The sequence below is a fragment of the Flavobacterium sp. genome (genome assembly GCF_049318185.1).
Lineage (GTDB): Bacteria > Bacteroidota > Bacteroidia > Flavobacteriales > Flavobacteriaceae > Flavobacterium.
Genome location: NZ_JBMOGV010000128.1, coordinates 1 through 5030, shown reverse-complemented (window position 1 = coordinate 5030; position 5030 = coordinate 1). Strand labels below are relative to the sequence as shown.

Genomic DNA, 5030 nt, shown 5'->3' with positions numbered 1-5030 from the left:
GCCTCAGCAGGAGTTGTACCCACACCAGGTACAAACCCTAAAGTTGCAGCTCCAAATGCTCCTCCATAATCAGCAAACCATTGTGAGTCTGACTTCCATAATCTATTGATGTTGATTCCGGTAAAAGTCATATCATATGATTTCCCACCATCTTCATTTATTGTATACCCTCTTAGGAAGAAATTTTTCCCTTTAAGCTCCAATTTATGTTGCTGCATAAAAAAACCATTTAGATTATATCTACTAGCTCCTTGATAAATGGAATTTCCAAATCCAAATTTAGACTGCCAGATGATTTCAAAATCATTTGCCCACGGTTTAAAGTGAAGTGAAAAGTCAATTTTTGCATTTCTAACCTTACTTTCTGTTAAATCGGTTTCGTTATATCCTGTTCTGGAAATATCTATGTTTGGCAAAAGATTATAGGCTGAAGATCCAAAAGCATTTCTACTTTTCAAGTTAACAGCAACCTCATCTCCGTAGATGTTTATACCGTTGTAGCTTGGGTTATTTCTATCTACTCCTGAAACTTCATCTCCATTTGCGTCAATACCGTTATAATTAGTAGCATACCAGTCAGTCCCTCTCATAAAAGTGAAGTTCGCTTTGGCGGCAAAATGTTTGTCAAATACATGAGCCACTCTAATTCCATAATCATAAAAATTATTAGTTCCGGCTGCTTTTTGATTTGTTTGTCCAAATTTAGCATAGGCAGTAACCCCCTGATGATTCCATGGGTCTTGGCTGTTCATGAATAAAATTCCGTTGAATGCATTTGCACCATAAAGTGCCGATGAAGCTCCTGGAAGCAATTCTACATTTTGTACATCAATTTCTGAAACCCCGATAAGATTTCCTAAAACAAAGTTTAAAAGAGGAGAAGAATTGTCCATTCCGTCAACTAATTGAAGAAATCTAGTATTTGCTACTGTGGCAAACCCTCTTGTGTTGATTGATTTGAAAGACAAACTACTCGTGTTCATTTGAACCTCTTTTAGATTTTCCAATCCGTCATAAAAGGAAGGCGCTGCCGCTTTTTTTACATCTTTTACAGTAAATCTTTCAATGGTAACTGGGGATTCCCTAATTCTTTCTGGAGCTCTTGTAGCAGAAACTACAATCTCGTCTAGTTTAGTTTCTTCATTTGATAAGGCAACACTAACTTTTTGATTGTTTGATGAAACATTAACTTCCTTTGTTTCATAGCCTACACTTGAAACTTCAAGATTGAAAGGTGGCTTTTTTGCAGTTGATAAGGAAAAATTCCCGTCGCTGTCAGTCACTGTTCCAGCAGAATCGCCTATTACTTTTACATTGGCTCCAGGAACAGGTTCGTTTTTACTGTCTTTTACCGAACCCGAAACAGAAGTTTGTGCATAAGTAATGCCGCAAAAAAACAATGAAATAATAAATAAATAAATTTTCATTTGGTTTTAAATTTTTTGGTTATAAGAAGCCAAAGTAATTTATTTTTTTATAATATCAAAAAAGGAAACGTAAATTTATTAATAATTGAATTTTAGAGCTTACTTTTGATAAATCAATATTTTTGTGTTTTTATCAACAATTAACAGAAATCGCTATTAAAAAAACTATAAGTATATATAAAAAATCATTTTCTTTAAATTAATCATAAAGAATTAACCATAAAAAAAGCGAGACAAAATCTCGCTTTTAAATAATATATTTAGTGAATATTTATTCTACAGTTACTGATTTTGCCAAATTTCTTGGTTGATCAACATTACAACTCCGCATTACTGCAATATGATAAGACAACAATTGCAAAGGAATGGTAGTAATAAGTGGTGATAAAGCGTCAGAAGTTTCAGGAATTTCTATTACATGATCAGCCAGTTCTTTTACTTGTGTGTCACCTTTAGTAACTACAGCAATAATTTTACCGCTTCTTGATTTGATTTCTTGAATATTACTTACTACCTTATCATAGTGCCCTTGCTTTGGGGCAATTACAACAACAGGCATTTGCTCATCAATTAATGCAATTGGTCCGTGTTTCATTTCGGCAGCTGGATAACCTTCCGCATGTATATAGGATATCTCTTTTAGTTTTAATGCTCCTTCTAAAGCCACAGGGAAATTATAGCCTCTTCCTAGGTAAAGACAGTTTGGGGCGTCTTTAAACATAGCAGCAATTTCTTTTGCTTTATCATTACATTCTAATGCCTCTAAAACCTTTTCTGGAATAACTTCTAACTCCTGCAAATATCTATGGAAATCAGAATTTGACAAGGTTCCTTTTGCTTTTGCTAAACGCAAAGCTATCATTGTCAATACGGTTATTTGAGTAGTAAAAGCTTTAGTAGAGGCTACGCCTATTTCTGGCCCGGCGTGTGTATAAGCACCTGCATGCGTTTCTCTTGAAATGGAAGAACCAACCACATTACAAACACCAAATACAAAAGCTCCTTTTTCCTTAGCTAATTTAATGGCTGCTAAAGTATCAGCCGTTTCTCCTGATTGCGAAATAGCAATTACAACATCTGAATTATTAATAATTGGGTTTCTGTATCTAAATTCAGAAGCATATTCTACTTCAACAGGAATACGTGTAAATTCTTCAATAATGTATTCGGCTACTAGCCCAGCATGCCATGAAGTTCCACAGGCAACTATTAAAATTCTTTGAGCATGAAGAAATTTTTCAAGATTATCTTCAATCCCAGCCATTTGTATAATTCCTTCATTAGCGTGGAGTCTTCCTCTGTAGGTATCTTTAATTACATTGGGCTGCTCATAAATTTCTTTTAACATGAAATGGTCATAACCTCCTTTTTCAATTTGTTCCAAGTTCATTTGGAGTTCTTGAATGTAGGGATCAACCAAAGTATCGTCTTTAATTTTTCTAATTTTTAATGGCTTATGTAATCTTATAATTGCCATTTCTTCATCTTCCAAATAAATAGCATTAGAAGTATATTCAATAAATGGTGAAGCATCTGATGCTACAAAAAATTCTTCTTTGCCAACACCTATTGCAAGTGGGCTTCCAAGTCTTGCTACTATAATTTCATCTGGGTTTTCTTTATCAAATACACAAATTGCATAAGCGCCAACTACTTGGTTAAGTGCAATTTGAACTGCTTTTCCTAACTTTCCTTTTTCTTTCTTTTTAACGTCTTCTATAAGATTTATTAATACTTCAGTATCAGTATCAGAAGTAAAAGTATATCCTCTTTTTGACAATTCTTTCTTTAATGGTTCATAATTTTCAATGATTCCATTATGGATAATAACTAAATTACCAGAATTAGAAACATGAGGGTGAGAATTAACATCATTAGGTACTCCATGTGTTGCCCAACGAGTATGCCCCATTCCTATTGTAGCTTTTGAAGTGGCAATCGATTTTGATTTTTCTTCTAGGTCTGAAACTTTGCCTTTGGTTTTTGAAATTTTAAGTTCTGAGTTTTCGCATAACATTATACCAGCACTATCATAACCTCTGTACTCTAATCTTTTCAACCCTTTTATTACAATTGGATACGCTTCTCTGTGACCAATATAACCAACAATTCCACACATAATTCTATATATTAATCAGGTTTTGTATAATAAATTTCGAGTTTCAATCTTTTATCATCTGGTACTACAGGACTAGATCCATATAAAATAGTTCCTAATGGACTTGCCAGAGACATAGTTGGTGCTGATGTTGAATAACTGTTTGGTGTTTTCAATTTAGAAAGTCCTACATTATTGATACTTTCTGTTACAGACAATCCTAATCTAACATTAGTAGAGTCATTTTTAATTAAATTTCTAACATGATTGGTTATTCTAATCTTATATTTTAATCCTCTACCATTATCAACATCTTCTTTTTGAATTATTCCTCCAAAAATAGATTTGTTTAATTTTGGATTAGCACTGTTACTTGTAAAATCATAAATATAGTCAGCCAAAACTTTTTTATTAGTTAAATCATAAAGAAAAATGCGATTTGGCTCTATGGTTCTAGAATCTGACATGGCATTTTTGTCAACATAAAAAATAAGATTAGCTTCATTGATTAACCAACCATTTGCCTTGATAGCTTCAACTTCATCTGCTGTACCGTTATTATCTGCATCAGGGCCAAAAATATCTATAACTGCCATTGATCCTTGCCCGCCTTTTAGGTATAGTTTAGATGCTTCTTGCGAAGAATTGTTGGTTGCTGTTAAATAATCCGTGCTTTCGTTTGAATTATCCAATAAACTAACTGTATTTCCAGTTAAGTTTAAAGTAAAAGTTTTATTTTCCCTTGAGAAGGTAACTGCGCCTTCAGCATTTGTTGATTTTTTATCTTCGTTATAATAAAGAGTTATTTTTCCTCCTCTGAAATTAATGTTTGCCATATTTCCAGGGTTTCCGTTTTCAACTTTAAAATATAACCCTCTAAAATAATTTTTAAAAACACTATTATTAGCTAATTGACCACTAGGTGCAGTTAGTATTAAATTAGAAAAAACCGTTTTGTTCAGATGTAATCTCATTGATGGCGGTGTTCTTGTAACCACATCTTCACCTCCAGCAGTTTCGTTTGGAGCTGTTGTTTTGTGTTCTCTTTTATCAAAATAGAATTGTACATTTTCATGACCATCACTATTTCTTGTGTCAGATGTAGGTAAATCATTCAATAAAACTGGAATTTTATTGTTATTAATTTCAGCATCTTTATCAGTATAAAAAAGTTGTGTTTCCCCTAAGGATTGAGCAGGATCTAAATCTCTTAAAAAATAATTGGATTGATAAACACTTAGCTTAAATTTTGATTCATCAACACCATAAATTGAATCTAATTCATAGGTTGTATGTTTTTCTTTTACTCCATTTACTGTTACTTCTTCAACTGATTTCTGAGTTTTAAAATAGGGAATATCTAAAACTACACTATCAAGAACAGTTGGATTTACATCATATTCTTCAGCATCGGTATTGTTAAACGTTGGGTTGGTAGTTGCCATTTCAACTTGTGTAACAAAATTCGCTTGAGTAGTTCCAAAAGCTGGATTGTAATAAAATCC

3 protein-coding genes are annotated in these 5030 nt (G+C 32.9%); all 3 read right to left on the bottom strand.

All coding sequences use genetic code 11. The annotated features are described in order from the left end of the window. A partial coding sequence (locus tag ACOYLT_RS09995) for a carboxypeptidase-like regulatory domain-containing protein (RefSeq protein WP_422853711.1) occupies positions 1-1427 on the bottom strand: 1427 nt, incomplete at its 3' end. A 271-nt stretch (positions 1428-1698) separates the two neighbouring features. Then, entirely contained in the window at positions 1699-3546 is a 1848-nt protein-coding gene (gene glmS / locus ACOYLT_RS09990; RefSeq protein WP_422853710.1) for a glutamine--fructose-6-phosphate transaminase (isomerizing), read from the bottom strand. A gap of 11 nt (positions 3547-3557) precedes the next feature. Further along, positions 3558-5030 (bottom strand): DUF4270 domain-containing protein (locus ACOYLT_RS09985; protein WP_422853709.1); only part of this gene is annotated, 1473 nt, incomplete at its 5' end.